Genomic DNA, 26382 nt, shown 5'->3' on the forward strand with positions numbered 1-26382 from the left:
AGCAACCGGTCTGTTTGCCGTTACACTGCGCGACCTTTTCAAGCTGGACCGGCCCTGCCGTTTCAGTAGCGCTGCCCCTGCCAGAGTGGGGCTTCGCGGTCGATGGCTCGTGTGAGCCCGACCCATCTTCAGTCCTCAACAAGAGGATTTTTGCGTGGCTAAAAAAGCCGCTTCTCTCGCCGCCCTCGGTGGCCTGGTGTTTTCAACCGACGCAGGGCGTCACTGCCCGGATTGTCGTCAGCCCGTTGCCGACTGCACCTGCAAACAGACCGCCATCCCCGAAGGTGACGGTATTGCCCGCGTGCGCCGGGAAAGCAAAGGCCGTGGCGGCAAGACCGTCACCACCATCAGTGGTGTCCCGCTGGCCGAAGAGCCGCTCAAAGACCTCGCCAAGGCCCTCAAACAGCGCTGCGGCACAGGCGGATCGCTCAAGGACGGCGTGATCGAGATTCAGGGCGATCACGTCGAACTGCTATTGGCAGAGCTGATCAAAAAAGGCTTCAAGGCTAAAAAGTCCGGCGGCTGAACCCGCGTAGCGGGCAGCGAATCAAATCGTCATTTCAACTCATTACACTGCGCCCAGCTGGCTATTGGCTGGCGCAACGACTTCTTTATAGGGGACTTCGATGTCCGTACGACGCACACGCAAAGACGATGGCAGCCAATGGACAGTTGCGGACAGCCGCAGCGTTTATGGTATTCGCCATTGGGGCGCGGGTTATTTTGCAATCAACGAAGCAGGTCGTGTTGAAGTCCGTCCCAATGGGCCGGACAGCTCCCCCATCGACCTTTACGAACAGGTCGACAACCTGCGCAAGAGCGGCCTGTCGCTGCCCTTGCTGGTGCGCTTCCCCGACATTCTGCAAGACCGTGTGCGTCAACTGACCGGTGCATTCGACAGCAACATTGCGCGCCTGGAATACCAGAGCCAATACACCGCGCTGTACCCGATCAAGGTCAACCAGCAAGAAGCGGTGGTAGAAAACATCATCGCCACGCAGAACGTCTCTATCGGCCTGGAAGCGGGTTCCAAACCGGAGCTGATGGCTGTGCTGGCATTGGCGCCCAAAGGCGGCACCATCGTCTGCAACGGTTACAAGGACCGTGAGTTCATCCGTCTGGCGCTGATGGGTCAGAAGCTGGGCCACAACGTGTTCATCGTCATCGAGAAAGAATCCGAAGTCGAGCTGGTCATCGAAGAAGCCGCCGAGCTGAAGGTCGCCCCTCAGGTGGGCCTACGCGTGCGTCTGTCCTCCCTGGCGTCGAGCAAATGGGCAGACACCGGCGGCGAGAAATCCAAGTTCGGTCTGTCGGCCGCACAATTGCTGTCGGTGGTCGAACGCTTCCGCAAGGCTGGGCTCGATCAAGGCATCCGCCTGCTGCACTTCCACATGGGCTCGCAGATCGCCAACCTGGCTGATTACCAGCACGGCTTCAAAGAGGCTATCCGCTATTACGGTGAGCTGCGCAAACTCGGCCTGCCGGTGGATTACATCGATGTCGGCGGCGGTCTGGGCGTCGATTACGACGGCACACACTCACGCAACGCCAGTTCGATCAACTACGACATGGACGACTACGCAGGTGTAGTGGTCGGTATGCTCAAGGAATTCTGCGATGCACAGAGCCTGCCGCATCCGCATATTTTCTCGGAAAGCGGCCGCTCGCTGACCGCCCACCACGCCATGCTGGTGGTCCAGGTGACCGACGTCGAAAAACACAACGACGAAGTCCCGGAAATCGCCGACAAGGCCAGCCTGCCGGAAACCGTGCAATGGCTGGTGGACCTGCTGGGTCCGACCGACATCGAGATGGTCACCGAAACCTACTGGCGCGCCACGCACTACATGAGCGACATCGCGGCCCAGTATGCCGATGGCAAGATCAGCCTGTCGGAAAAGGCACTGGGCGAGCAATGCTACTTCGCCGTCTGCCGCCGCCTGTACAACTCGCTGAAGGCACGTCAACGCTCGCACCGTCAGGTGCTCGACGAACTCAACGACAAGCTGGCCGACAAGTACATCTGCAACTTCTCGGTGTTCCAGAGCCTGCCCGATACCTGGGCCATCGGCCAGGTGCTGCCGATTCTGCCCTTGCACCGTCTGGACGAAGAGCCGGTGCGCCGCGCCGTGCTTCAGGACCTGACCTGCGATTCCGATGGCAAGATCAAGCAGTACGTCGATGAGCAGAGCATCGAAACCAGCATGCCGGTGCACTCATTGAACGAAGGCGAAGACTATCTGCTGGGGATCTTCCTGGTAGGCGCCTACCAGGAAATTCTGGGGGACATGCACAACCTGTTCGGTGATACCGACTCGGTGAACATCTACCAGAACCCGGACGGCAGTGTTTACCACGCAGGCATCGAAACCCACGACACCATCGAAGACATGCTGCGCTACGTGCATTTGTCGCCGGAAGAACTGATGACCCATTACCGGGACAAGGTCGCCAGCGCCAAGATTACCCCGCGCGAGCGTACCTACTTCCTCGACGCCCTGCGCCTGGGGCTGACACGTTCTTCGTACCTTTCGTCCTGATTTCGGGATTTGCGATGGGGCCTGCAATTGGGGCCCCATCTACTGTGACTGTGGTGCCAATGCTGTGCACTCATCGTTACAGGCAAGTTCTGATAAGCCAGGAGAATGAGGCCAAACGCCTTGTTTCGGGGTGCGTTCCGGCCTCTTCGCGAGCAAGCTCGCTCCTACGAGACTTAGGCGTTGGCGCGATGGTCATGCGCACATCGTAAGCCGCTACCAACATTCCTTGTAGGCAACGTCCTGTTCTACCTGCAGCCCTCTACCCTGCCCGTTTTCTGCGCCAGAATTCGCGGTCGCATTCCCGGTAGAGAAGCACTCCATCATGCCCGACCCCACCAGCGCGCCGCTCTTTCGTCTGGAAATTGCCCGCCTGCAGCGCTGCTTCACTGTCATATCGTTCAGCGCAAGCGAGGCGATCAGCCAGCCTTTTGCCTTTGAACTGGACATTCTTGGCGACGGCCTGGATCTGGACCTGACCGGCCTGATGTACAAGCCTGCCTTGCTGAGCTTCGGAAGCCGGAAGAACTTTCACGGTCAGATTCAAGGCGCGACACGCAAGCATTACCAACCCGGCCCGGCTTGTTACACGCTGATAATGGGGCCTCGGCTGGCCTGCCTCGGGTTACGCCACCAGTCGCGCATCTTTCAGCACATGACCGCCACCCGGATCATCGCCCAGGTGCTCGAAGAACATGGTCTGAAGAACTGTTTCCGTTTTGACCTGCCGACCGAGTGCCGCGAACGCGACTGTTGCGTGCAGTATCAGGAATCCGACCTGCAACTGGTCCAGCGCCTGTGCGCAGAAGAAGGCATTCACTACCACTTTGTCCATTCACGACGTCGCCACGAACTGGTGTTCGGCGCCAACCTGCACGGGTTTGCGCGCAGCCCTGTCGCACGCTGGCGTCAATTCGCGCAACAGTCCGGTGTCACCCGGTTTGCCGTCGCCGAGCATGCAACGCAACTGCCCGGCAGCCGCGCAGGCCAACATGCAACCGGCGAGAGTACCTTGCCGTTCATGACCTGCGCAGAACTGCTGCCGCTGGCCGACCATCCCGAGAAGCACTGGAACCACATGTGGCTGATCACCGAAGTCCGGCATCGCTTCGGCCTCGTTGATGGCAATGACTGCGGGGCATCAGATCGATACTCGAACCAGTTCAAGGCCATACCATGGGAAGTCGGCTTCAGAACGCCTGCCCCGGTGCCGCGACCGCCCATTGCGCCACTTCAGCGCGGCTGGATCATCGGCATCAACGGTGAACCGGCAAGGCTTGATGCGGCAGGCCGGGTGCGCGTCCGGCTGGAATGGGAGTGGCAGCACCCGAATGATCCGGGCAGTGGCTGCTGGCTGCATCTGGCACCGGGGCTGGATATCGAATGTCGCGTCGGTATGTCAGTGGCGGTGAGCTTTTCTGAGGATGACACACACCCACCACTGATCATCGGCTGTCTGCCGGCGCAGGAGACGCGTCGCGAGAATGATCCAGCGCCTGTCGATAACGTTCAAATGCACATCGACCGGCAAATGTTCATCGGGCCTGACCGACAGCTGCAACTGGCAGACGGGGTCCGCCTATACCTTGGTGAAGGCAGCAAAGTCACGCTGGATGCGGGGTCCAGCACGGTGCAGATCGACGATGATGGCCTGACACTGAGCAGCCCGCGCATCAGCTTTGCCAGCAAGGCGAATGGCCGTTCTTCGGGTGATCCGGACGCTATTGAATGACGTAGCAGTAACTATGCGGCACTGGGGCGAAGCGCGACGGTCTCAGGCATATCCGACTTATCTGCCAGAGCCCTTCCCTTATGATACGAGTGATTTTCCTGACACTGATGACGGGGGCCGTACTGGCAGCATTGTCCGGTTGCTCGCCCTTGAAGCTGCTCAACACGTTGAATCCGACCGGCCCTGTCGATCATGTCTACGGGTTGGCTTACGGGCAGGATCCACGTAACACGCTGGACGTTTACACCCCGCAGGCTAAACCGGCCAACGCGCCAGTCGTGGTGTTTTTCTATGGTGGCAGCTGGAACACCGGTTCGAAAGCCGATTACGCCTTCGTCGGCGAGGCTCTGGCTGCACGTGGCATGGTCGTCGTGATTGCCGACTACAGGCTCTATCCGCAGGTGCGCTACCCAAGCTTTCTGGAAGATTCAGCCAAGGCACTGGCCTGGGCGCACAAGCATGCAAAAACCTACGGTGGCGATCCTGACCGCTTGTACGTGATGGGCCACAGTGCAGGTGCCTACAACGCTGCGATGCTGGCGCTCGACCCGCGCTGGCTGGCCCGTGAAGGCTTGTCGCCGTCCATTCTCAGCGGCTGGATCGGGCTGGCCGGGCCGTACGACTTTCTGCCTATCGAGAACGCCGATGTGAAACCGGTATTCTTTTTCCCCGACTCACCGCCTGACTCGCAACCCATCAACCACGTCAGTTCCAGCGCGCCCCCTGCGTTGCTGATGGCCTCGAATACGGACTCGCTGGTCAACCCCAAACGCAACACCGGTGGCCTGGCGCGGGCATTGCGCGAGGCGGGTGTGCCGGTACGCGATCTGTATTTCTCGCGCACCAATCACGGCACGCTGGTCGGCGCATTTGCCAAGCTGTTAAGCGGTCTGGCACCGGTGGTCGACGAGGTCGACATGTTCGTCAATCACACCCCGCAAAGGCTCGCGGAAAAGAACCGTGCGGCCTTGAAGAGTCAGTGAACGAACCAGCCGTCCCGGCGTGTCAATCGCCAGGCAATGGCGCCAAGGCTCAGGCCACGCAGCAGGGTGAAGGCCAGAAACGTCAGCCATAGCGCGTGATTGCCGTGGCTGGAAGCCAGATAAGCCACCGGCGCGATGCCTGCTGCGCTGAACAGCATCGCGTTGCGCATTTCACGCGCACGGGTGGCACCGATGAACAGCCCGTCCAGCAGGTAACTCCAGACGGCCAGTAATGGCATCAGCGCCAGATATGGCAGGTAGGTCATGGCCGTTGCGCGAACCTCGGGAATATCGGTCTGCACGCTGACGAACCCATGCCCACCCACCAGAAACAACAGCGCAAATGCCACGCTGGCAATCAGTGACCAGCCTCCCGCGACCACCAGCGAGCGCCGCAGCGTATCCCGGTCACGCGCACCAATGGCATGGCCGCACAGAGCCTCGACTGCATGCGCCAGCCCGTCCAGTGCATGGGCAGTCAACAGCAGGCCGTTGAGCAACAATGCGTTGGCGGCAACCGTTGCGTCACCCAGACGAGCGCCCTGCACAGTGATCAGGAACATCACCGATTGCAGCGCCAGTGTGCGCAGAAAGATGTCTCGATTGACCGCCAGCAAGGGTCTCCAGTTACTCCACAGCCTCAGGGCTGACCAGACGATCTGCCCCGGCCAGGCGCGCAAGGTCTTGCGGGCCAGCAGCAGACCGAGCACTACGCCGGTCCACTCTGCCAGCACCGAGGCACGCGCCGAACCGACCACGCCCCAGTCCAGGCCGATGACGAACCACAGGTTGAGCGCGATATTGACCAGATTGGTGATGAGCAGAATGGCCAGTGGCGCTCTGGCGTTCTGCGCGCCGAGAAACCAGCCGACCAGCGCATAACTGGCCAGCGCCGCAGGCAGGCCAAACAGCCGGGTGTGGAAGAAATCCAGGGTCATTTGCTGCAGATCGGCAGACGGCTGCATCATCGCCAGCGCCAGATGGCTGAACGGCAAGGCGATCACACCCAGCAACAACGCCAGCCCGACGGCCAGCAACAGCCCCTGCAACAGGATCCGGCGCAGCGCAGCACTGTCATTGCGCCCTGCCGCCTGCGCGGCAAAACCGGTGGTGCCCATGCGTAGAAAACCCATGGCCCAGGCAAGGAAGGTGTAAAGCGTCGACCCGACCGCGACGGAACCCAACTGATGCGCGTGCGGCAGATGACCGATCACTGCGCTGTCGACCAGCGCTACCAGCGGAACGGAAATATTCGACAGAATCATCGGCGCAGCCAGCGCCCAGACACGACGATGGGTTGAGCGATGACGCCAATCGTTGAGCAACGTGGACATGAGAACTCCCGGCAAGGCGAGCATTGTAGCCAGAGCGCCAAGGCTTTGCTGTTCAGATGATGGTGGCCAGGTCATGAATGTGCAGCGCAGCGAACAGTTGTGACGCGGAGCGTCACTCAAGGCATTCCCACGCTGGTGAGCGTTAGGAACGATCGCCGCGCTCTGTGTCTTGCGCTGGCGTGCGAGGAATGCGAGGGGCTACCTGTTCAATCTGACAGTAATACTTGTCATCACGACTGTTATATAGTCGCACCCTCTCTACCGTTGCCGATGAGTGCCACCATGTTCAACAAAGGATTGTTTCTGGCTTGCGCGCTTGCGTTGCTGAGCGCCTGTGATTCCTCCTCTCAGGATAAGCCTGTGCCAGCCGCGGCACCCACGACTCAGGCAGCGGTTACCGATACAAAGCCCAAACCCGCAGTCGACCTCGCCGCGCTGAGCAAGCGCTACGCAGGACGCGAACTGACCGTCATCGACGTGTCGGAAATCCAGATCGACGGTGCAAGCGCCTTGTCGGTGAGCTTTTCCGTGCCGCTCGATCCGGAACAGAAGTTCGGCGAAAAACTTCATCTGGTGGACAGCAAGAACGGTAAGGTCGACGGTGCCTGGGAGCTGTCGGACAACCTCATGGAACTGCGCCTGCGCCACCTTGAGCCGCAGCGCAAACTGGTGCTGACCGTCGATGCCGGTCTGCAGGCCGTCAACAAGGCCACACTCGCAGCCGAATACATCAGCCGTCTGGAAACCCGTGACCTGCAAGCCACCGTCGGCTTCGCCAGCCGTGGCAGCCTGTTGCCGACGCGTCTGGCCGAGGGCCTGCCAGTCATCGCCCTGAACGTCGACAAGGTGGATGTCGAATTCTTCCGCGTCAAACCCGACTCGATGCCCAACTTCCTCGCCCAGTGGGACGGCGCGTCGAGCCTGTCCAGCTACAGCTCCGAAGAACTGCTGCCCATGGCCGAACTGGTCTACAGCGGCCGTTTCGACCTCAAGCCTGCGCGCAATACCCGTGAGACCCTGCTGCTGCCGATTGCCGGTATCAAACCCCTGCAACAGCCGGGTGTTTATCTGGCAGTCATGCGCGCTTCGGGGACCTACAGCTACTCGCAGCCGGCCACCCTGTTCACCCTCAGTGATATCGGCCTGTCGGTACACCGTTACAGCAACCGTCTGGACGTCTTCACTCAGGCGCTCGAGGGCGGCAAGGCGCTGAGCGATGTGAGCATCGACGTGTACGACGACAGCGGCAAGGTTGTCGCCCAGGGCAAGACCGACAGCGACGGCCACACTCAACTGCCGCTGCCAGCCAAGGCCGCGGTGGTGCTGGCGCACAAGGACGAACAGACCAGCATGCTGCGCCTGAACAGCTCGGCGCTGGACCTGGCCGAGTTCGACATCTCCGGCCCGCAGGCTCACCCGCTGCAATTCTTCATTTTCGGCCCGCGTGACCTGTATCGCCCCGGTGAAACCGTGCTGCTCAACGGCCTGCTGCGTGACAGCGACGGCAAGAACGTCAAGCCACAACCCATCACCGTCGAAGTGCGCCGCCCTGATGATCAGGTCAGCCGCAAATTCGTCTGGGAAGCCGACAGCAGCGGGTTCTACCAGTATCAATTGCAACTCGCCGACGAAGCGCCCACCGGTCGCTGGCAACTGGTGTTCGACCTGGGCGACGGCAAACCGCAGCTTTATGAATTCAAGGTTGAAGACTTCCTGCCCGAGCGCCTGGCTCTGGAACTCAAGGGCAGCGACACACCGGTTGCGCCTGCTGACAACCCCGAGTTCGATATCACTGGCCGCTACCTGTATGGCGCGCCCGCCTCGGGCAATACCCTGACCGGTCAGGTCTACGTGCGTCCGCTGCGCGAAGCCGTGCCGAAACTGCCGGGCTATCAGTTCGGTTCGATCACCGAAGAAGACCTCAAGCACGACCTGGAGCTGGAGCCCGTTACGCTCGACGCCGAAGGCCACTCGACGCTTGCCGTGCAGAGCGAATGGGCGCAAGCCAAATCGCCACTGCAACTGATTCTGCAAGCCAGCCTGCAAGAGTCCGGCGGGCGTCCGATCACCCGTCGTCTGGTGCAGCCGATCTGGCCTGCCGAGCACTTGCCCGGCGTGCGTGCGTTGTTCGGCAGCAGTACAGGCAGCGATGACTACGACGACGAAGCCGGCAAGGGCGAAGCGCAGACCAACGGCGACGGCCCGGCCGAATTTGAAATCGTGATGGCCGATGCCGCTGGCAACAAACTGGCCGCAGATAATGTAAAAGTCCGGTTGATTCGTGAGCGCCGTGACTACTACTGGAATTATTCGGCCAACGATGGCTGGAGCTACCACTTCAACGAGAAATTCCTCAACCTGAACGAGGAAACCCTCAACATCACCAAGGACTCAACGGCCAAAATCAGCTTCCCGGTCGAGTGGGGCCCTTACCGTGTCGAAGTGGAAGACCCGTCCACCGGTATGGTCAGCAGCCTGCGCTTCTGGGCGGGCTATCGTTGGCAGGACAACACCGATGGCGGCGCGGTCAGGCCGGATCAGGTCAAGCTGGCGCTGGACAAACCGGCCTACAACGACGGCGACACCGCCACTGTGACCGTCACGCCACCCGCTGCGGGCAAGGGCTATCTGCTGGTCGAGTCCAGCGAAGGCCCATTGTGGTGGAAGGAAATCGACGTGCCGGCCGAGGGCAAATCGTATGAAATCCCTCTGGACAAAAAATGGGCGCGCCACGATCTGTACGTCACCGCTCTGGTCATACGCCCCGGCGAGCGCAAGGCCAACGTCACACCGAAACGCGCAGTGGGAGTGCTGCACCTGCCGCTGGATCGTGCGCAACGCAAACTGGCGCTGACGGTCACCGCACCGGAGAAAATGCGCCCCAAACAGCCGCTTAAACTCAAGATTGTCGCCAAAAATGCCGATGGCAGCGTGCCAAGGCAGGTGCAAGTGCTGGTGTCGGCAGTGGACGTCGGCATTCTCAACATCACCCGCTACGCCACGCCCGACCCGTTTGCCAGCCTGTTTGGCCGCAAGCAGTATGGCGCGGACCAACTGGACATCTACGGCCAGTTGATCGAAGCCGGTCAGGGCCGTCTGGCCAGCATGGCGTTCGGTGGTGATGCGCTGGCCAAAGGCGGTAAGCGTCCGGACACCAGCGTGACCATCGTGGCACTGCAAAGCGCGCCGGTTACCCTGAACGACGCGGGTGAAGGCGAAGCGAGTGTTGACATTCCAGACTTCAACGGCGAACTGCGGGTCATGGCTCAGGCCTGGACCGACGACCGCTACGGCATGGCCGAGGCGAAAACCGTGGTGGCTGCGCCGATCATCGCCGAGCTGTCGACGCCGCGTTTTCTGGCCGGTGGCGACCAGACCAGCGTCGCGCTGGACATCTCCAACCTGTCGGGCAAAGCACAGAAACTGGACGTGAAGATCAGCGCTGAAGGCCAGTTGAGCATTCCTGGCGGCGATCAGAGCAAACCCTTGCAACTCAAAGAGGGGCAGCGCGTCACCCTTAAAGTGCCGGTACTGGCGCAGGGTGGACTGGGTCAGGGCAAAATCAAAGTGCTGGTCGAAGGTCTGGACCTGCCCGGTGAAACCCTGCCCGCCTTCACTCGCGAGTGGAGCATCGGTGTGCGCCCTGCCTACCCGGCGATGCTCAGGCATTATCGCGCCACTCTCAACGAGCAAAGCTGGAGCCTGCCGGACGGTGCACTTGAAGCCTTCGAGCCTGCCGGTCGCGAAGCCATGCTGTCGCTGTCGAGCCGTCCGCCGCTGAACATTGGTGAACAGATTCGGGCACTGAAGGCCTACCCTTACGGTTGCCTGGAGCAGACCGCCAGCGGCCTGTATCCATCGCTGTATGCCGACGCGGCGACCCTCAAGCGTCTGGGCCTGAGCGGCGAACCGGATGCCGAACGCAAGCGCAAGGTCGAGATCGGCATCGAGCGCCTGCTGGGCATGCAACGTTACAACGGCAGCTTTGGCCTTTGGGGCTCGGACAGCGACGAGGAATACTGGCTGACCGCCTATGTCACCGACTTCCTGCTGCGCGCCCGCGATCAGGGCTTTGCCGTGCCGCCGGATGCGCTGAAGAAAGCCAGTGAACGCCTGTTGCGTTATCTGCAGGATGCCGGCCAGATTCAGGTCAATTACAGCCAGAACGCCGAACATACGCGCTTCGCCGTGCAAGCCTATGCGGGGCTGGTGCTGTCACGCAGCCAACAGGCTCCGCTAGCGGCCTTGCGCAGCCTGTTCGACCGACGCAGTGACGCCCGCTCCGGGCTGCCGCTGGTGCAACTGGCGGTTGCGCTGGAGAAGATGGGCGACAAACCGCGTGCCGATCTGGCCCTGAGCGCAGGCCTGGCAGTCAGCCGCAAAAATGAATGGCTGGCCGACTACGGCAGCTCGCTGCGTGATCAGGCACTGATTCTGGCCTTGCTGGAAGAAAATGATCTCGCCAGGGAAAGGCGTGACGAGCGCCTGTTTGCCTTGGCCGATGAAGTGGCCGCCAATCGCTACCTGTCCACTCAGGAAAGCAACTCGCTGTTCCTTGCCGGTCGTAACCTGCTGGGTAAGGCGGAGAAGGACTGGACCGCCAGCCTCGCCAGCGGCACTCAAACCCGCGAGCTGAGCAACAAACAGCCGGGCCTCAAGCTGGACGGTGCACTGCTGGCTTCGCCGCTTTCAGTACACAATCAAGGTAGCGAGCCGCTCTATCAGCAACTGACCGTCTCCGGTTATCCAACCCAGGCGCCTGCGGCCGGTGGCGAAAATCTGAGTATTCGTCGCGAATACCTGAGCCTGAGCGGCGCGCCACTGAACGTCGGCGCCTTGAAAACCGGGCAACTGGTGCTGGTGCATCTGGAGATTGGTGCCAAACAGCGCGTACCGGATGCGTTGGTGGTGGACCTGCTGCCTGCGGGCCTGGAACTGGAAAACCAGAACCTGGCGCAAAGCTCGGCAAGCCTGGAAGACGCCAGTGAAGAAGTGAAGACGATCCGCGAATCGATGGAAAACGCCGGGATCAAGCATCAGGAATACCGCGGTGATCGTTACGTGGCGGCGCTGGATATCGACGGCAGCAGCACCGTGCACCTGCTCTACCTGGCCCGGGCAGTCACGCCGGGTACGTACCGCGTGCCGCCGCCGCAGGTCGAATCCATGTACCGCCCGAACTGGCAAGCCCTGGGCGAAGCGCCAGCGCAGATGGTGGTGAAGGGAAAATGATCGCCAATTGATTGGAATGCATGACAGTGGAAGCAAGCTTGCTCACAAAGGGGCCGACGCACCACAGATCCAGTAGGAGCGACCGGGGCGGCGATCCGCATTGTTCGCGAAAGGACCGGTACAGGCTTCGGAAACAGCGTGCCCGAACCATCGTCTTCGCGAGCAAGCTCGCTCCCACAAAGGCCTCACTGCATCGACAGCAATGGTGGTTCTTCGGTGTATCTACGTGGGAGCGAGCTTGCTCGCGAAGGCGTCGCCCCGTTCACCCACAATGGCGGCAGGCTAGCCTTCAACGCATCAATGAATGATCCAGCTCAGCAACCAGAGGCCCAGCGCCAGCCAGATGATCCCGAGGATGATCGAGGCGCGCATGAATGCCCGGACAGCCGAGTAAAGCAGCATCAGGCCGATGATCAGTGCGACGATGCTGATCAGTGAAGTGTCCATGCCCAGCGTGCGTGACAGGCCATCGACAAAATTTCCTCCAGCATGGGTAAACCCGTTGAACAACCACGCCAGACCGTCGACGAAGAAGCGAATCACCGCGCCGATGGCCTGCCCGAGCCATTCAAAAAAGCCTTCTACCTGCATATGTACGTCCTGATTGGGGTCGTGAAGAAAATGATCTGTCCGCTTTGGCCGTCGCAAGGCGTGTCAGGTTCCGTGGATAATAAAGGCTCTTTGCGTTGAAACCTGAATTTCTTCTGCGTCTGCGGCAAAAACTCAAGTGGCTGGCAGGCGCGATCATGCTGCTGATCGCCCTGCTTTGGCTGGCGGATCGCCTGTGGCCGTTGCCACTGCCCAAAGACGATCTGGCCCGCGTCGTGCTGGCCGAGGACGGCACACCGCTGTGGCGCTTTGCCGATGCCAATGGCGTGTGGCGCTATCCGGTCAGCAACGAGCAGGTTTCGCCTTATTACCTTGAAGCACTGCTGACCTACGAAGACCGCTGGTTCTACAGCCATCCTGGCGTAAACCCGCTGGCGCTGGTACGTGCTACCTGGCAAAACCTCAGTGGCGCGCGCGTGGTATCCGGTGGCAGTACGCTGTCAATGCAGGTGGCGCGGCTGCTCGATCCGCATTCGCGTACGTTATCCGGAAAGTTTCGCCAGCTGTGGCGCACCTTGCAGCTTGAGTGGCACCTGTCCAAGGATGAAATCCTCAGCCTGTACCTCAATCGCGCACCATTCGGCGGCACGTTGCAAGGGGTGGCGGCCGCCAGCTGGGCGTATCTGGGCAAATCCCCACACAATCTGACTCGCGCAGAGGCTGCATTGCTGGCGGTGCTGCCACAGGCACCCAGCCGCCTGCGTCCGGACCGTCATCCACAACGGGCGCAAGCTGCCCGCGACAAGGTCCTGAGGCGTCTCGCCGAGTTTCAGGTATGGCCGCAAACCAGTGTGGACGAGGCTCTGGAAGAGCCGTTATGGCTGGCACCGCGACAGGAACCCAGCCTTGCGCCGCTGCTGGCCCGACGCCTTAATCGCCCCAACAGCCCGCCGCTGATCCGCACCACGCTGGATGCCTCACTGCAACGGCGCATGGAAGACCTGCTGATGGGCTGGCGCGCGCGCCTTCCGAAACGGACCTCGGCAGCGATTCTGGTAGTCGAGGCAGAAAACATGGCCGTGCGCGCTTATGTGGGTTCTGTGGACATCAACGACGCCAAACGTTTCGGGCATGTGGACATGGTGACAGCGCTGCGTTCGCCCGGCTCCACCCTCAAGCCATTCCTGTACGGCATGGCAATGGATGCCGGGCTGATCCACTCCGAATCACTGATGCAGGACGTCCCGCGTCGCTACGGCGACTACCGGCCGGGCAACTTTTCGACCGGCTTCGGCGGGCCGGTCGCGGCCAGTTCGGCGCTGTCGATGTCGCTCAACCTGCCTGCCGTACAGTTACTGGAGGTCTATGGACCGAAACGCTTCGCCGCCGAACTGCGCAATGGCGGCGTACCGCTGACCCTGCCGCCGCTGGCCGAGCCGAATCTGGCGCTGATTCTGGGAGGTGCGGGCAGTCGGCTGGAGGATTTGGTGACGGGATACAGCGCCTTCGCTCGTGGCGGGCGAAGCGCCGATGTTCGATTGCAACCGCAGGACCGATTGCGCGAACGGCGGATGATGTCGCCAGGGGCCGCGTGGATCATCCGGCGCATCCTCAGCGGCCAGTCGCGTCCGGACATAGACCCGCGCGCCGAGCTGGTGCAGCGCCCGCAACTGGCCTGGAAGACCGGCACCAGCTATGGCTTCCGCGATGCCTGGGCGATTGGCGTGGGGCCGCGTTTTCTGGTCGGGGTATGGATCGGTCGCCCGGACGGCACACCGGTGCCGGGGCAGTTCGGGCTGGCGTCGGCAGCGCCACTGATGCTTCAGGTTCATGATGTGCTGGTCAATCGCGACAGCCAGCGCGGGATCGCTGCGCCGGTGCAACCGGTGCCGCTGAATGTCGGCATGGCAGCGATCTGCTGGCCGCTGGGGCAACCGATGAGCAAAAGCGACCCGAACTGCCGTCGACAGCGCTTCGCCTGGACACTGGACGGCACCACGCCGCCAACCTTGCAGGCGGCCGATCAACCGCTCGGCCTGGGCTTGCAGGAACGTGTCTGGATCAACGCCAAGGGGTTACGCGTGGCTGCCGGTTGCCCGGACGTTCAAGCGCAGGACATCGCGCTTTGGCCTGCCCCTCTGGAACCCTGGCTGCCCAGGGCCGAACGACGCGAAGCCCGCCTGCCACCCGCCGACCCGGACTGTCCACCACAGAACCTCAACCAGGCACCGCCGCTTAGCATCGTCGGCGTGCGCGAAGGCGACAACCTGCGCCTGCCAGCGAGCAGCCGTCAGGCGCTGCGCCTCAGACTCTCGGCCCTGGGCGGCAGCGGACATCGCTGGTGGTTCATTGACGGCGCGCCACTGGCAGACACCGACACCCGGCAAGACTTCACCCCGACCCTGAGCAAGCCGGGCCGTTATCAATTAAGCGTACTGGACGAAAGCGGCCAGACCGCGAGGGTTGAATTCAGCGTGGTGGAGTGAAGGTTACGAAAACGCTGTGGTCACTGAACCTGAAAGATTTTCGGCTCGGGGAACAGGTTGTTGAGCGTTTCCAGCAGACGAACGTGGTAGATAGGTTTGCGGAACAAGTCCAGTACATGCAGGCGCAACAGGTCGCTGACGTCGTCCATGTCGGCGTGCCCAGAGGTCACGATGACAGGCAGGTGCTGACGCGACGTGTGCTCGCGCAGGTGGCGGATCAACTGGATACCGCTTTCCTCCGGCATCCGCAGATCGGTAATCACCAGCGCGATATCCGGATGGGCTGTCAGCTGGTGCAGGGCCATTTTCACGGACGACGCCGTGAAACAGCAGAACCCCTCGCCTTCGAGCAGTTCTGCAAGCTCCTCGTTCGCGTCCTCTTCGTCATCAACCAACAGCAGCTGTTGGCGGGTAGGATGGACAGCCATTTTGACACCTTTAAACGTGAATAAATGCGATCAGGATATCCAGATTACTCCTGTTAAAAAAGGCTATCTACTGACATATCTCCATCTGTGCTCAACTCACAACGCATTCTGAATAGTTGTAAACATTGTAGTGATCTTGGCGTTTATCGTGGGAACAAAAGCGATGATAGCCACTGCAACCATCGCTGCGATCAAGGCGTACTCTATACCCGAAGCGGCTTCACGGTCTTTGATAAAGGATTTAACCCGGATATAGGTACCTACGTATAGCCGTGTAAGGGACATCTCATTTCTCCTTGTGCCTTCTAGGCGCGAACATGCGTGTCACATGCGAAACTGTCTGCCTGCACAGCATTGTCTCCAATCCGTAAACCCACAATCTCAATAAAGCATTAACCGGAAAGTTATAAGACTGGCCATCCCCTGCGTCTGGCGTGGTCAAACGCTATGTTGTTCACGCAACAGCATTTTTATACCAAAGCACAATGGCATTCTGAGTGTCTTGAGCTAACGTCACATAACGGACGGGAACGTCGTCCGCCGCGCCACATTGCGAAGTTGTCGCACCGGTTTGAAGTTGTCCTGCAATGACAAAGGGAACGTTGCCATGAGCAGTCGCATTACCATGGTGCTTGCTGTCTTGTTTTTGCTGGGGGCGTTGATTGCCGGTTATCTGGGAATCGCCGTCAGCAAACCGGCCGAAGCACCTGCAGTTGTCACGCCACCCACGGTGCCTGACGCCACCGAAATATCGCCCCAAACGCCCCCGACTCCGCCCGTCGAGGATGCGCTGCGCCACAACGTAGTGGTTTTGGCCCGGGACGTACCGGCCTATACCCCCATCACGGCTGAAGACCTGACCGTAGAGCGCCTCAAGGTCGCTCCGCCTGGAAGTTTCGAGCACATCGACAAACTGGTGGGCCGCAGCACTTGGCGAACACTGACGGCCGGAACCTGGCTTAGCGAGAACAGTTTTGAAGCAGGCGGCACACTGGCGCGGATGATTCGCCCTCATGAACGAGCGCTGGCGTTGCAGGTTGACGAGGTGATTGGCGCATCCGGGCAGCTCAGCCCAGGCGACTATGTGGATGTGCTGCTTTACCTGCCCGAGGACACCAGCAACCTGAATCGCTCCAGCCAGGTGGTCGTACCCGCCCTGCGAGTTCTCGGGGTTGGCGGGCTGCTCGGCCCGGATCGCAACGGCAAGCCGGTGCAGGACATCAACGCTGACGAACGCCTTAAACAGGAACAGCTGCGGATCAACGCGCGAACCGTCACCGTCGCGGTACCGGAAGCCTTGCTGGCACGGCTGATGCTGGCGTCGCAAACCGGTGTCCTGCGTCTGGCCGTGCGCAGCGCCGACGAGGGCAACCTTCAGAATTACTGGGCGAGCGAAGCCGGTAGCCGTGATGCCGCCGAACGACTGGACTCTGCCAACCGCCAACTGGTCAGCTTCAGACAATTGAGCCTGGGCCCGGCCAACTCGCCGACACAGGGCGCAGCCACTCGCACGCCTCGCGCAGTCGAGGTCATACGCGGTAACCAGATCACGCAACAAACTCCCTGATTGAGCAAGGATTGCATTTGATGAGCTGTTGTTCCGTGCCAGTAACAAAACCCCGGCTGCTGGCGTTAGCCTTGGCGGCGCTGTCTGCACAATCAGCCTGGGCCGCTTCCGGCAGTTGTGCAGGACTTGCTGCAATGCCAGCGGCGGTGGAAATCGATCAAGGCATTCAGCAGGAAGTGCGCTCACCTGTGGCCATCACCCGCATTGCCGTCGGCGACCCGAAAATCGCCGATGTGCATGTCAACGGCACCGATGGTTTTCTGTTGACGGGCGTTGCGCAGGGCACCACCAGCCTGATGGTCTGGACCGCCTGCGCCACCGCTCCGCGCCAGAGCATGGTGTTCGTGCGCGGTCGGGCCACGGCGTCGATGGTAGAGACCGTCCCTGCGCCATCTGCTGATGCCGAGTTACCCAGCCAGGTGCAGACCGACATCCGCTTTATCGAAGTCAGCCGCACCAAACTCAAGGAGGCCAGTACCTCGATATTCGGCAAGGGCTCGAACAACTTTCTGTTCGGCGCGCCTGGCACGGTTCCCGGCGTCAACGTCACCCCCGGTACGGTGAGTGGCACAAGGCCGAGCATTCCGCTGAACAACAGCAATTTCAATATTGTCTGGGGCGGTGGCAGCAGCAAGGTGCTGGGCATGCTCAATGCCATGGAAAACAGCGGCTACGCCTACACCCTGGCACGACCCAGCCTTGTTGCGCTCAATGGGCAAAGTGCAAGCTTTCTGGCCGGTGGAGAATTCCCGGTGCCTGTGCCCAATGGCGAGGGCAATGGTATTTCCATCGAGTACAAGGAGTTTGGCGTACGCCTGACCCTGACGCCGACAGTAGTGGGCCGTGATCGAATCCTGCTAAAAGTTGCCCCCGAAGTCAGCGAACTGGATTTCTCTGCCGGTATCACCATCGCCGGCACAAACGTGCCGGCGCTTAACATACGGCGTACCGACACCAGTATCGCGCTTGCCGACGGAGAAAGCTTTGTGGTCAGTGGGCTGATCAGCTCCAGTAACGTCGGTTCCGTAGGCAAGTTTCCCGGTCTGGGTGACATCCCCATTCTCGGCGCGTTTTTCCGCAATTCGCAAATCCAGCGCGATGAACGCGAACTGCTGATGATCGTCACCCCGCACCTGGTTCAACCACTGGCCGCCAACGCGCAATTGCCCTCGCTGCCGGGTGAGGGGCTGCGCACCTACGATCCAAGCTTTCCGCGCCTGTATTTTCTGGAAAACGGCGACTTTGACCGTCGCGACGGGTTATCCAAATGAGCCAGAGCCTGAGCCAGACCTTCCTGGCAATCACCCGTAACAACACTGATCTGGAATGGCTGCAGAGTGCCCTTGGCTCACTGGGCCAGGTGGTCAGCGCAGGCACCGGCAGCCTCGACGATCTGCTCGCGCTGGTGGACGTGACCTTTGCCAGCGTGGTGTTCGTCGGGCTGGACCGTGAGCATCTGATGACCCAGAGCGCCCTGATCGAGAGTGCGCTGGAGGCCAAGCCGATGCTGGCCATCGTTGCGCTCGGCGATGGTATGGATAACCAGCTGGTGCTCAATGCCATGCGTGCCGGGGCGCGGGATTTCGTCGCCTATGGCTCTCGCTCCAGTGAGGTCGCCGGCCTGGTCAGACGCTTGAGCAAGCGCCTGCCTGCCGTGACACCCAACCCGAACATGAGCGGCCTGTCAGTGCTGTATGGCGCGCAAGGCGATGACGACGGAGCCTTGATCGCGACGCACCTGGCGATGGTGGTGCACAAGACCGGGCAACGCACGCTGCTGCTGGACCTCGGCCTGCCGCGCGGCGACAGCCTGCTGATGCTCGGCCTTGAATCCACATTCAGCTTTGGCGATGCCCTGCGCCACTTGCGCAGGCTCGATGCAACGCTGATCGACAGTGCGTTCACCACCAGTGAAAGCGGTCTGCGCATTCTGGCGTACAGCGAAGCCGACGATCATCTGGAGCAGTCCAGCGCAGCGGAGCTTTATATGCTGCTCAGCGCCCTGCGCCAGCATTTTCAGCATGTGGTCGTGAACCTCGTGGGCCAGCCGGACAGCGAGGCGTTGCGCTCGCTGGTCAGCCATTGCGATCAGTTGCTGTGGTACGCCGACCAGAGCGTACTGGGCTGTCGACGCAACCTGACGGTGCTTAATAACTGGCGTGAGAAAGGCATGAGAATGCAACACGCCAGCCTGCTGATTGATCGCTATCAGCGCTCGGTCGCACCCAATTCGGAAACCGTGGCCAAGACCTTCGGCCTGCCGGTGCAGGCCGTATTGCCGCTGGCACCAGAGCTGCGCCTCAACGCCAAAAACCAGGGAGTGACGCTGTTCGAGCTGGCCTCACGCGACGCGTTGTGTTCCGGGCTGCGTCGGCTTGGCGAGCATCTGGCACGCAATGCCGAGGCTCACGATAAACCCGATCAGGGCTGGCTCGCTCGACTGTGGGGGAACAGGTAATGGCGGAAAAACTGTTTGGCATCTCGTCGCGTGGCAGCGGGCAGGCCGATGACGGCCAAGGCCTGAAACTGGTGCTGCACCGTTACATCATCGATGGCATCGAAGAAAGCGGCAAAAACCTGCTCGAAGGCTCACGACCGGCGCTGGCGCAATTTGTCATCGACAAGGTGGCCGAATACGTCGCGCGATTGCGGCTGGCTATTTCGCGCTACGAAATGGAGCGACTGGCCGAAGAGCTGGTCGATGAGCTGACCGGTTTCGGCCCGCTTGAAGTGTTGCTGCGCGACACGTCGGTCACGGAAATTCTGGTCAACGGGCCGGGCAAGGTGTTTGTCGAACGCGATGGCGTGCTGCACCACACCGACCTGCGCTTTATCGACTCACACCACGTCGAGCGCGTGATGCAGCGCATCCTCGCGCCACTCGGGCGGCGCCTGGATGAATCTTCGCCCATGGTCGATGCGCGCCTGCCCGACGGCAGCCGGGTCAATGCCATCATCCCGCCGATTGCGCTGGACGGCCCTTGCCTGTCGATCCGGAAATTTCGCAAGGACATGCTCAAGAGCGCAGATCTGGTGGCCATGCAAACCATTGATCAATCCATTTTCGAGTTTTTTCAGGAAGCGGTCGGCAAGCGCTGCAACATCCTCGTCAGCGGCGGTACCGGCACAGGCAAGACCACCATGCTCAACGTTCTGAGCCAGTTGATCGACAGCAACCAGCGCCTGGTCACTATCGAGGACGTTGCCGAGCTGCAGCTCAGCCACCCGCACGTGGTGCGTCTGGAAACCCGCCCGCCCAACGCCGAAGGGCATGGCGAGGTGCGCGCCAGCGACCTGATCCGCAACTCGCTGCGGATGCGCCCGGACCGCATCATCCTTGGCGAGATCCGTGGTGTTGAAGTGCTCGACGTATTGACGGCAATGAACACCGGCCACGACGGTTCCATGAGTACGGTTCACGCCAACAATGCTCAGGATGCTCTGCTGCGCCTGGAAACACTGGTTGGCCTGACCGGGCGACTGATCCCGGAAAAGACCCTGCGCCAGATGGTCTGCGCAGCGCTGGATGTGATTATCCAGCTGGCACGCCTGCCTGATGGTCGACGCTGTGTCAGCGAAGTGGTGGAAGTGGTCGGCATACGCGATGACATCTATGTAACCAATACATTGTTCCGCCTTGATCGCCGCACCGGAGTCGGCTTCATGCGCGAAGCTGCACACGCCGCAGGCGATAAGCTGCGGCCAGGCTACTGACGTGCTCAGGGAGGCGGCGTAATGAATGCATCACTGGTACTCGGCCTGATCTCCTTGCTGCTGCTGACTGCGTCCATTCGCATGTTCTACCTCGCGCTCAATCAGGGTGCCAGTGAACGGGTCAGGCAGCGTCTGACCGCCGGACAGGTTCAGCCAGTGGTCGAAAAGGCTGGATGGACCTACCTGGATCGGGCCTTTTTGCGGGCAGGGCTGGGTCAACCGACCGAGCGCATGGGCCTGGCATTGTCGCTCTATGCCTTGTTGATTCTGATCGGCTACGGACTGGGCGGCGGCATCGGCGCGGTCTGCGTGCTGCTGGCGGTGCCACTGACGCTACGCCTATTCGTGTCGTGGCGCTATGAGGTTCGTGTGCGCCGCATGATCCAGCAATTGCCGCAACTGCTCGACCACACCGTACGCAGCCTTAAATCAGGCAGAACCCTGGCCGACGCGGTGCTGCACGGCATCGAAGCAACGGATCAGCCACTCAAGGACGGCATGAGCCGTATCGAGCGTAACGTACAACTGGGCGTCAGCCTGCCGGATGCCGCGAGGGATTTCGCCGAGCTGTATGAGCGCGACGAGTTTCATCTGTTTGCCCTTGGCTTGCGGGTCAATCATCGATATGGCGGCAATGCCAGCGAGCTGATGGAAAACCTGATCAAGCTGATTCGTGACCGGGAACAGGCCGGTCGCCAATTGCGCGCAATGACCGGTGAAACCCGCATGACAGCGCTAGTGCTGGCGCTGCTGCCAGTCGGCATGGCCGGTTACTTTCTGACCGTGAACCCCAGCTATCTGTTGCATATGTGGAACGATGACAGCGGAAAGATCCTATTGAGCATGGCCTTCGTTCTACAGGCAACAGGGTGTGTGGTGCTGTGGCGCATGCTGAGGAGCATTTGAGATGGAATTGTTACTCGCTGCCTTGATGCTCGCCGCTGCCGCATTTCTGCTGCTGTCCGGCATGGCTCGGCAACGCCGCAACGAACGTTTGGTGGCAAGACGATTGAGGGGCCAGGTGATTCGCGAAAGCCGCATCGGCAGCCTGTTGCGGTTGCTCGGCGATACCCGCGTTGGCCAGCGCAGCATCAGCCTGGACTCGGAAACCCAGATGTTGCTCAATCGAATCGGCTGGCGGCGCGCCAGCAAACGCTCATTGTTTGCCGCGTGCCAGGTCGGCGTTCCGCTCGGCATGATGGTCGTGGTCATTGTGGCCCAACTGCTGCTTTTCAAAGGCGTCGAGCAGCCGCTCATAGCACCGGTATTTGCCTTGGGAATCGGTTATCTGCTGCCCAAACGGATTCTTGCGGCCGTCGCTCAGCGCCGCCAGAAACAAGTGGTGGTGGAAATTTCTACGTTTATCCCGTTGCTGCGCATCCTGTTCGAGTCCGGCATGGCAGTCGAGCAAGCGCTGCGCGTGCTGAGTATTGAGGGTAAAGACCTGCTGCCGGTGCTGTCCGAGGAAATTCGCGTGGTGCTGATACGGGTCGACTCTGGCCTGGAACTGGGCGAAGAACTGCGAAAAACCGCGGCCTTGCTGGCCGTCGATGAATTGAGTGACACGTGCGTGATCCTCAATCAGTTGATTCATCAGGGCGGCGGTGCCCTGAAGTCTCTGCTCACGCTCAAGCAACTGATTGACGACCGACGCCTGACCCGCCTGCAGGAATATATTTCCAAACTGTCGGCAAAAATGTCGGTGGTCATGATGGTTTTTCTGTTTCCGGCCCTGCTGATCGTACTGGCGGGGCCCGGGTTTATCGCCATAAGCCGCGCACTGGGCAGTTAAGCTCCAGTGCTAACAATGCACGAAAGGACGCATTGCAATGAAATCAGTGATCGCTCTAATCGGGCTGCTGTTACTGAACGGATGTACCAGTGACGGTCGCACGCTCTGGACGCAGGCCACGGCTCAGCCCGGCCAGTGCCCCAAACTGACATCGGATCAGGAGTTCTCCCTGAACCTGGCTCAGAACATGGCAGATGAGGGCCGCCTGCACGCCAGCCTCGCCAATCTGGAGAGCCTGCCGGACAGCCTTGGTGAGGTTCGCCTGCGCAAGGCGCGGGTATTGCGGCTGTTGGGCAGCAACGAAGCCGAGCCGCTGTATCGCAGCCTGCTGGGCACCTGTCTGGCAGCCGAGGGTGAGCATGGGCTGGGACAACTGGCTGCGGCGCGTGGCGACAACGTGCTGGCCCAGCAACATCTGCTCATGGCCAGCAAACTGCAACCGACTGACGAAAAAATCCGCAACGACCTGGGCGTTGTCTATCTCAACCAGTTGAAACTGGAGCAGGCGCGCTTCCAGTTTCTGACCGCCATGGAGCTCAAACAGTCCGATCCGCTGGCGGCAATCAATCTGGCCACCTTGCTGATCTACCAGAACAAATGGACGCAAGCCGCCGAACTGGCCTCCCGCGCCGGTTTGACACCCGAGCAGATCACCGAGGCCCAGGCGCGAGCCGAAAAAATCGGAAAAACCCGGGCCACACCACTCGCGTCCGCCAGTACAACAGGAGCACAACCATGAAAGGCGCACTGGTCGGCAGCATTTTCACCCTGTTTATCGTCAGCAGCGCCTGGGCTGCGAGCGACGAGCAATCACCTTACGCGCAGAAACAGACTGAAACCTGGCTGCAACTGCAAGCCAGCGGCAAGGCTGCATCGCCGACGCCACAAATCAATACCGCCGCCGAGCGTGACCTGAGCCTGCAACGCTGGCTGGAAACCTATAAGTACAAAATCCCCGAGTACTACGAACAGGAGGCTGGCGGCAAGTTTTCAGCGGGTAGAAAATAGCCTCGCGGGGCGGTTCTGTTACCTGAATGACACCACACCTTACAAACCTCCTGTCAGCAGGCCGCGAAACACTCCGCTATCATGCGCGGACTTTCGAGATTCGAGACTGCCATGCGCCGTTTGTTATGCCTGATGTTATTGATCCTGGCCCTGCCCGCCTCCGGTGCCGGTCTACTGGACAGCCGCCCGTCGTCAACCCTGGGCGGCGGCTCGCTGGATAACAGCAAGGATTTCCTGCCAGTGCGTCAGGCTTTTCAGCTGAGCCTGATCGAAACCACACCAGAATCGATCAAGCTGAGGCTGGTCGCCACCGATGGCTATTATCTGTATCGCCATCGTTTCCAGTTTCGCACCGAGCCTGCTGATATCGGCCTGGGCGAAGCGCAACTGCCCAAGGGCGAACAGAAACACGACGAATACTTTGGCGATGTCGAGGTCTATCACGGCATTCTCGACATCGACCTGCCACGCAAACCCGGTGAACAACGCCCCTTCACGCTCGCTGTCACCTATCAGGGCTGCGCCGACAAGGGCCTGTGCTATCCGCCTGAAACCGAGCGTTTGAACATTGGCGATGTGGCCGCCAGCCCGGCCGCCTCGGCATCCGCCACTACAGCAGCCACCGCAGCCGCCTGGAGCTGGAAAGAACTGGCGCTGTTTTTCCTCGCAGGCGTAGGCCTGACCTTCACCCCCTGTGTACTGCCCATGCTGCCGATTCTGTCCGGGGTGGTGCTACGCGGCAAGGTTGGCGGCCTGCGCGGCCTGAGCCTGTCACTGGCTTACGTACTGCCGATGGCGGCCTGTTTTGCCTTGCTTGGCGCGCTGATGGGTATGTTTGGCGCGAGTCTGAATCTGCAGGCACGCCTGCAATCGGCCTGGGTGCTGGTGCCGTTTTCGGCGTTTTTCGTGATCTTTGCCATCGCCATGTTTGGCGCTTTCGAGCTGCGTCTGCCGCAGTCGATCAGCTCTCGTCTGGACCGTATCGCTGGCAAGACCGAAGGCGGATCACTCTGGGGCGCAGCAGTGCTGGGCATGGTTTCCAGCCTGCTGGTCTCCCCCTGTGTTTCCGCACCGCTGGCCGGTGCGTTGCTGTACATCAGCGCCAGCGGCGATGCTGTTGGTGGCGGGTTGAAACTGTTCGCGCTGGGCCTGGGCATGGGCGCGCCATTGCTGTTGATAGCCACCGGTGGTGCTGCATGGCTGCCGAAAAGCGGGCCTTGGCTGGTCACGGTGAAAAATGCAATCGGTGTGCTGCTGCTGGCACTGGCCATCGGCTTGCTGAGCCGCGTCCTGCCGGGGCAGATCACCTTGCTGCTGGTCGGCCTGCTGTCTGCGGGCGTTGCGCTGTTTCTCGGCGCACTGGAGCTCACTGAAAAGACCACTCGGCAAAAGCTCGCTCAACTGCTGGGGCTGGCGCTGTTGGTTTACGCGCTGGCCTGCTGGTATGGCGCGCTGTCCGGGCAAACCGACCCGATGCGTCCGCTGGGCCGCGAATACGCCACGGCAAACAGCCCGGCAGTCGCATCAACCTCGAACCAGTGGCAGACGATCACCACCTCGGCCGAACTGGACCGTGTGATGCAGGAAGCGCAAAGCGCAGGCAAACCGCTGTTGCTCGACTGGTACGCCGACTGGTGCATCAGTTGCAAGGTCATCGAGCACGAAGTTCTCCCCGATCCCGGAGTCGTTGCCGGGTTATCGGGTTACAGTCTGGTTCGCTTCGACATGACCGACAGCAACGCAGAGCAACGTGCCCTGCTCGACCGCTACAAGCTGTTCGGTCCTCCCGCGCTGCTGTTTTTCGCAAAAAACGGCGAAGAGCTGCAAAATGTGCGAGTCGTCGGCGAAATCGACGCCACGGGCCTGATTGAACGCTTGAATAGGGCAAATGACCAAAACTAAACGGTGAGTCACAAACTTTGCGCGAATATCGCTCATCGTGCTGGCTACTGTTGTTAACTGGACAGTCCATTGCCCTTCCGGCATAGTCGCCGGGCGTAAACCGCTCGCAGACAATAAAAGGAACACGCAATGGCGACTATCCTGGTCCTTCACGGGCCCAACCTGAACCTGCTGGGCACTCGGGAACCCGGGGTCTACGGCACCATCACCCTGCCCCAGATCAATCAGGACCTGGAGCAACGCGCGCGCGATGCCGGTCACCATCTGATGTACCTGCAAAGCAATGCCGAGTATGAACTGATCGACCGTATTCACGCCGCACGCGGTGAGGGTGTGGACTTTATTTTGATCAATCCGGCCGCTTTTACGCACACAAGCGTTGCAATACGTGACGCGCTGATGGGAGTGAGCATCCCATTCATCGAAGTGCATTTATCAAACGTGCACAAACGCGAACCTTTCCGCCATCACTCCTACTTTTCAGATGTCGCTGTAGGAGTGATCTGCGGCCTGGGAGCCAGCGGATACCGCCTGGCCCTGGAAGCCGCCCTGGAACAACTGGCCGCCAGTGCCAAGCCATGACGAGTCCAGCCTGAAGCTGACCACATCGCTTGAAACGGCCGACAAATTGCCCTTACAGAACCTTGGGAGTTGATTAATGGATATTCGCAAAGTCAAGAAGCTGATCGAATTGCTGGAAGAGTCCGGTATCGACGAGCTGGAAATTCGTGAAGGCGAAGAGTCCGTACGGATCAGCCGTCACAGCAAGACTCCAGCGCAGCCTTACTACGCGCCAGCCCCGGTTGCTGCGCCTGTCGCCGCACCGGCTCCAGCAGCCGCTCCGGCCGCAGCAGAAGCACCATCGGCTCCGAAACTGAACGGCTTTGTGGTCAAGTCGCCAATGGTCGGTACGTTCTACCGCACCCCGGCACCTACTTCGCCTGCATTCGTCGAAGTGGGTCAGACCGTCAAGAAAGGCGACACCATCTGCATCGTTGAAGCGATGAAAATGATGAACCACATCCAGGCAGAAGCCAGCGGCGTGATCGAATCCATCCTGGTAGAAAACGGTCAGCCGGTTGAGTTTGACCAGCCGCTGTTCACAATCGTTTGACCCG

The 26382-nt window shown here is 60.6% G+C and carries 21 protein-coding genes; 17 read left to right on the forward strand and 4 right to left on the reverse strand.

Going from position 1 to position 26382, the window contains the following annotated elements:
- The first annotated feature begins 154 nt into the window (after positions 1–154).
- From RYB09_RS09810 to RYB09_RS09825, 4 genes are all read left to right on the forward strand, one after another.
- Complete coding sequence (locus RYB09_RS09810) at positions 155–526, forward strand: translation initiation factor Sui1 (protein WP_004655683.1); 372 nt, start codon at positions 155–157, stop codon at positions 524–526.
- Between the two features lie 100 nt (positions 527–626).
- Positions 627–2540: an arginine decarboxylase gene (speA, locus tag RYB09_RS09815; RefSeq protein ID WP_058402612.1), complete on the forward strand. Its 1914-nt coding sequence runs from the start codon at positions 627–629 to the stop codon at positions 2538–2540.
- 322 nt (positions 2541–2862) lie between these two features.
- A complete protein-coding gene (locus tag RYB09_RS09820) occupies positions 2863–4269 on the forward strand; it encodes a type VI secretion system Vgr family protein (protein WP_316888155.1) in 1407 nt (468 codons plus the stop codon).
- Positions 4270–4349: 80 nt separating this feature from the next.
- The gene (locus RYB09_RS09825) at positions 4350–5252 is read left to right on the forward strand and encodes an alpha/beta hydrolase (RefSeq protein WP_219170282.1); all 903 of its coding nucleotides are present in this window, start codon (positions 4350–4352) and stop codon (positions 5250–5252) included.
- Here RYB09_RS09825 and RYB09_RS09830 read toward each other — a convergent pair.
- Positions 5246–6586, reverse strand: coding sequence for an MATE family efflux transporter (locus RYB09_RS09830; protein WP_219170284.1), 1341 nt, complete (start codon positions 6584–6586; stop codon positions 5246–5248). The two genes, RYB09_RS09825 and RYB09_RS09830, sit on opposite strands and share 7 nt — an antisense overlap.
- A gap of 282 nt (positions 6587–6868) precedes the next feature.
- Here RYB09_RS09830 and RYB09_RS09835 point away from each other — a divergent pair, with 282 nt between their 5' ends.
- The gene (locus tag RYB09_RS09835; RefSeq protein WP_316888159.1) at positions 6869–11818 is read left to right on the forward strand and encodes an alpha-2-macroglobulin; all 4950 of its coding nucleotides are present in this window, start codon (positions 6869–6871) and stop codon (positions 11816–11818) included.
- 297 nt (positions 11819–12115) lie between these two features.
- Here RYB09_RS09835 and RYB09_RS09840 read toward each other — a convergent pair whose 3' ends face one another.
- Positions 12116–12409 carry a hypothetical protein gene (locus RYB09_RS09840; protein ID WP_002555356.1) on the reverse strand — a complete coding sequence of 98 codons (294 nt, stop codon included), beginning with the start codon at positions 12407–12409 and terminating at the stop codon, positions 12116–12118.
- 95 nt (positions 12410–12504) lie between these two features.
- Between RYB09_RS09840 and pbpC the strand changes: the two genes are divergently transcribed.
- Positions 12505–14853: a peptidoglycan glycosyltransferase PbpC gene (pbpC, locus tag RYB09_RS09845; RefSeq protein WP_316888160.1), complete on the forward strand. Its 2349-nt coding sequence runs from the start codon at positions 12505–12507 to the stop codon at positions 14851–14853.
- A 20-nt stretch (positions 14854–14873) separates the two neighbouring features.
- Here the strand turns inward: pbpC and RYB09_RS09850 are convergent, their stop codons facing one another.
- A complete protein-coding gene (locus RYB09_RS09850; protein ID WP_002555358.1) occupies positions 14874–15281 on the reverse strand; it encodes a response regulator in 408 nt (135 codons plus the stop codon).
- Positions 15282–15377: 96 nt separating this feature from the next.
- Positions 15378–15566: a Flp family type IVb pilin gene (locus RYB09_RS09855; RefSeq protein WP_219170290.1), complete on the reverse strand. Its 189-nt coding sequence runs from the start codon at positions 15564–15566 to the stop codon at positions 15378–15380.
- Between the two features lie 322 nt (positions 15567–15888).
- On the opposite strand from RYB09_RS09855, the gene cpaB reads away from it, so the two are divergent.
- The 11 genes from cpaB to accB all read left to right on the forward strand — a co-directional run bounded on the left by cpaB (position 15889) and on the right by accB (position 26378).
- Positions 15889–16848, forward strand: a complete 960-nt coding sequence (gene cpaB / locus RYB09_RS09860) for a Flp pilus assembly protein CpaB (RefSeq protein WP_219170292.1) — start codon at positions 15889–15891, stop codon at positions 16846–16848.
- A gap of 20 nt (positions 16849–16868) precedes the next feature.
- Positions 16869–18119: a type II and III secretion system protein family protein gene (locus tag RYB09_RS09865; RefSeq protein ID WP_219170294.1), complete on the forward strand. Its 1251-nt coding sequence runs from the start codon at positions 16869–16871 to the stop codon at positions 18117–18119.
- Positions 18116–19306: a CpaE family protein gene (locus RYB09_RS09870; protein ID WP_002555362.1), complete on the forward strand. Its 1191-nt coding sequence runs from the start codon at positions 18116–18118 to the stop codon at positions 19304–19306. The genes RYB09_RS09865 and RYB09_RS09870 overlap by 4 nt, the downstream gene beginning before the upstream one ends.
- Entirely contained in the window at positions 19306–20562 is a 1257-nt protein-coding gene (locus tag RYB09_RS09875; protein ID WP_005746717.1) for a CpaF family protein, read from the forward strand. Before RYB09_RS09870 ends, RYB09_RS09875 begins: the two co-directional genes overlap by 1 nt.
- 21 nt (positions 20563–20583) lie before the next feature.
- Positions 20584–21468 (forward strand): type II secretion system F family protein, encoded by an 885-nt coding sequence (locus RYB09_RS09880; protein ID WP_316888163.1) that lies wholly within the window; start codon positions 20584–20586, stop codon positions 21466–21468.
- 1 nt (position 21469) lies between these two features.
- Positions 21470–22354, forward strand: a complete 885-nt coding sequence (locus RYB09_RS09885; RefSeq protein ID WP_058402623.1) for a type II secretion system F family protein — start codon at positions 21470–21472, stop codon at positions 22352–22354.
- A 37-nt stretch (positions 22355–22391) separates the two neighbouring features.
- The gene (locus tag RYB09_RS09890) at positions 22392–23093 is read left to right on the forward strand and encodes a hypothetical protein (RefSeq protein WP_230016895.1); all 702 of its coding nucleotides are present in this window, start codon (positions 22392–22394) and stop codon (positions 23091–23093) included.
- Positions 23090–23362 carry a DUF3613 domain-containing protein gene (locus tag RYB09_RS09895; protein WP_230016897.1) on the forward strand — a complete coding sequence of 91 codons (273 nt, stop codon included), beginning with the start codon at positions 23090–23092 and terminating at the stop codon, positions 23360–23362. The genes RYB09_RS09890 and RYB09_RS09895 overlap by 4 nt, the downstream gene beginning before the upstream one ends.
- 111 nt (positions 23363–23473) lie before the next feature.
- Positions 23474–25264: a protein-disulfide reductase DsbD gene (locus RYB09_RS09900; RefSeq protein WP_316888167.1), complete on the forward strand. Its 1791-nt coding sequence runs from the start codon at positions 23474–23476 to the stop codon at positions 25262–25264.
- Between the two features lie 129 nt (positions 25265–25393).
- Entirely contained in the window at positions 25394–25846 is a 453-nt protein-coding gene (aroQ, locus tag RYB09_RS09905) for a type II 3-dehydroquinate dehydratase (protein WP_002555369.1), read from the forward strand.
- 76 nt (positions 25847–25922) lie between these two features.
- Complete coding sequence (accB, locus tag RYB09_RS09910) at positions 25923–26378, forward strand: acetyl-CoA carboxylase biotin carboxyl carrier protein (RefSeq protein WP_002555370.1); 456 nt, start codon at positions 25923–25925, stop codon at positions 26376–26378.
- The last annotated feature ends 4 nt before the right edge of the window (positions 26379–26382 follow it).

Source organism: Pseudomonas syringae group sp. J254-4, assembly GCF_032586855.1.
Lineage (GTDB): Bacteria > Pseudomonadota > Gammaproteobacteria > Pseudomonadales > Pseudomonadaceae > Aquipseudomonas > Aquipseudomonas amygdali.